We start from the raw sequence: 3,193 nt of genomic DNA on the forward strand, positions 1-3,193 counted from the left end.
GGCGTCCGGCAGCACCTGCTCGGCGGCGGTCGTCACCGCCGCGATCCGCAACCTCCCCCGGCCCGGATCATGCTCGCCGCGCGCCGCCGCCCGCGCCTCGTCGTGCAGCCCGAGGATCCGCCGGGCATAAGTCGCGTAGACCTCCCCCGCCGGCGTCAGGATGATCCCCCTGCCCTGCCGCCTCACCAGCGGGACCCCCAGCTCGGCGGCGAGCGCGCTGACGGCCGCCGACACCGCGGACTCCGTCACGAACAGCCGCTCGGCGGCCAGCCGCACCGACGACACGTCCGCGAGCGCCACCAGGGTCCGCAGCCTGGATTCAGTCATCGCTTGAGATTCACCCCGAAACACTTGATAGACGGCATAAGTGTCGACCCCACATGCTTGCACCGTCAACGAGAGGAGAGTCCCGAAATGGGTCGATGGTCCGCGGGCGTGATCCCGTATGCGGAGATGGGCTACTGGCGCCCGGACTACGTGCCGAAGGACAGCGACATCCTCGCCGCCTTCCGCATCACCCCGCAGCAGGGTGTACCCCCGGAGGAGGCGGGCGCCGCCGTCGCCGGCGAGTCCTCGACCGCCACCTGGACGGTCGTCTGGACCGACCGCCTCACCGCGCACGAGGAGTACCAGGCCAAGTGCTACAAGGTGGAGCCCGTCCCCGGCTCCCCCGACCAGTTCATCGCCTACATCGCCTACGGCTTGGACCTGTTCGAGGAAGGCTCCATCGCCAACCTCACGTCCTCGATCATCGGCAACGTCTTCGGCTTCAAGGCGCTCAAGGCGCTCCGCCTCGAGGACATGCGCATCCCGCCCCACTACATCAAGACGTTCCAGGGGCCCGCGCACGGCATCGTCATGGAGCGCGAACTCCTCAGCAAGCACGGCCGTCCGCTGCTCGGCGCGACGGTCAAGCCCAAGCTGGGGCTGTCGGCGAAGAACTACGGACGCGTCGTCTACGAGGCCCTGCGCGGCGGCCTCGACTTCACCAAGGACGACGAGAACATCAACTCCCAGCCGTTCATGCGCTGGCGCGACCGCTTCCTGCACAGCATGGAAGGGGTGATGAAGGCGCAGGCCGAGACCGGTGAGGTCAAGGGCCACTACCTGAACGTCACCGCCGGCGACATGGAGGCCATGTACGAGCGCGCGGAGTTCGCCAAGGAGCTCGGCAGCGTCATCATCATGATCGACCTGACGATCGGCTACACCGCGATCCAGTCGATGGCGAAATGGGCGCGCGCCAACAGCGTCATCCTGCACCTGCACCGCGCCGGGCACAGCACCTACACCCGGCAGAAGAGCCACGGCGTGAGCTTCCGGGTGATCTCCCAGTGGATGCGGCTGGCGGGCGTCGACCACATCCACGCCGGGACGGTCGTCGGCAAGCTCGAAGGCGACCCCAACTCGGTCGCCGGGTTCTACGACACGCTGCGGCTCGGCAAGGTCGAGGCCGACCCGGTGAAGGGGCTCCTGTTCGACCAGGACTGGGCGTCCATGCCGGGCGTCATGCCGGTCGCTTCGGGCGGCATCCACGCGGGCCAGATGCACCAGCTCCTCCACCACCTGGGCGAGGACGTCATCCTGCAGTTCGGCGGCGGCACCATCGGCCACCCGATGGGCATCGCCGCAGGCGCGGCCGCCAACCGGATCGCCGTCGAAGCGATGATCAAGGCGCGGAACGAGGGCCGCGACTACTACAAGGAAGGCCCGGACATCCTCCGCGCCGCCGCCAAGCACAGCAAGGAACTCGAAGTCGCCCTGGAACTCTGGGGAGACATCACCTTCGACTACGAAAGCACCGATGTGCCCGACTTCGTCAATGTGGAGGCGAACCGCTGATGCGCATCACCCAAGGGTCGTTCAGCTTCCTCCCCGACCTCACCGACGCGGAGATCTCCCTCCAGATCGCCTACGCGCTCGACCAGGGCTGGCCCTGCTCCGTCGAGTTCACCACCGACCCGCATCCCCGTAACTTCCTGTGGGACATGTGGGGCCTGCCGATGTTCGATCTGAAGGACCCCGCGGGCGTCCTGCTGGAGATCAACGAGTGCAGGCGCGCCCACCCGGACGCCTACATCCGGCTGAACGCCTACGACGCCAGCTACGGCCGGCAGACCACCGCGATGCAGTTCATCGTGCAGCGTCCCGCCGAGGAGAAGGGGTTCCGCCTGGTCCGCCAGGAGGGCGCCGACCGGCAGATCCGCTACACCCTCGAACCCCGCTAGAAGCACGTCCCGTGGCGGGCCGGTTCCCCCGGCCCCCCACGCCCCCGATCGGAGCAGCATGGAGTTCGGCACCCCGAAAACCCCGGAGACCCTTCCTCCGCTCCCGCCGGACGCGGTCGTCGATCTGGCGCAGGAACGCAAGGACGCCAGAACCGACGAGATCCTGGACGCGCTGGACGCCGAGCTCATCGGGCTGGTCCCCGTCAAGACCAGGATCCGTGAGATCGCGTCGCTGCTGCTGGTCGACCGGGTCCGCGCCCGGTTCGGCCTGACGGCCACCACCCCGAACCTGCACATGTCGTTCACGGGTAGCCCGGGCACCGGCAAGACCACGGTCGCCGTCCGCATGGCGGAGCTGCTGCACGGCCTCGGCTACATCCGCAAGAACCACTTGGTGACGGCGTCCCGCGACGACCTGGTCGGCCAGCACGTCGGCCACACCGCCCCGAAGACCCGCGAGATCCTGAAACGCGCCATGGGCGGGGTCCTTTTCATCGACGAGGCGTATGCGCTGCACCGTGATTCGGACCGTGACTTCGGCCAGGAGGCCATCGAGATCCTCCTGCAGTTCATGGAGAACCACCGCGACGACCTGGTCGTCATCCTCGCCGGCTACGCCGCCCCGATGGCCGATTTCTTCGCCGTCAACCCGGGCATGAGTTCCCGCGTCGCCCACCACATCGACTTCCCCGACTTCGACCTAGCGGAGCTCGAAGCCATCGCCGCTCTCATGCTCGACTCCATGGGCTACACCTTCCCCCCGGAGACCCGCGAGGTCTTCCACCGCTACCTGAAGCTCCGCGCCACCCAACCCCACTTCGCCAACGCCCGCTCCGTCCGCAACGCCCTGGACCGAGCCCGCCTCCGCCACGCCAACCGCCTGACCGCCACCCCCACCCCCGTCAATCTCCAAGCCCTCACCACCCTCCTCCCCCCCGACTTCCTCTCCTCCCGAGTCTTCACCC

Annotated in this window: 4 protein-coding genes; 3 read left to right on the plus strand and 1 reads right to left on the minus strand. The window is 68.1% G+C overall.

Features of this window, described 5'->3' with window-relative positions; translation table 11 throughout:
• A partial coding sequence (locus tag ACYVE7_RS31730) for a LysR family transcriptional regulator (protein ID WP_460369967.1) occupies window positions 1-327 on the minus strand: 327 nt, incomplete at its 3' end.
• Between the two features lie 87 nt (window positions 328-414).
• On the opposite strand from ACYVE7_RS31730, the gene ACYVE7_RS31735 reads away from it, so the two are divergent.
• The 3 genes from ACYVE7_RS31735 to ACYVE7_RS31745 all read left to right on the plus strand — a co-directional run.
• Window positions 415-1,842: a form I ribulose bisphosphate carboxylase large subunit gene (locus tag ACYVE7_RS31735; protein ID WP_460369969.1), complete on the plus strand. Its 1,428-nt coding sequence runs from the start codon at window positions 415-417 to the stop codon at window positions 1,840-1,842.
• Window positions 1,842-2,228: a ribulose bisphosphate carboxylase small subunit gene (locus ACYVE7_RS31740; protein WP_460369971.1), complete on the plus strand. Its 387-nt coding sequence runs from the start codon at window positions 1,842-1,844 to the stop codon at window positions 2,226-2,228. Before ACYVE7_RS31735 ends, ACYVE7_RS31740 begins: the two co-directional genes overlap by 1 nt.
• A gap of 58 nt (window positions 2,229-2,286) precedes the next feature.
• Window positions 2,287-3,193 (plus strand): AAA family ATPase (locus ACYVE7_RS31745; protein WP_460369972.1); only part of this gene is annotated, 907 nt, incomplete at its 3' end.

This window comes from Actinocorallia lasiicapitis (assembly GCF_054778695.1).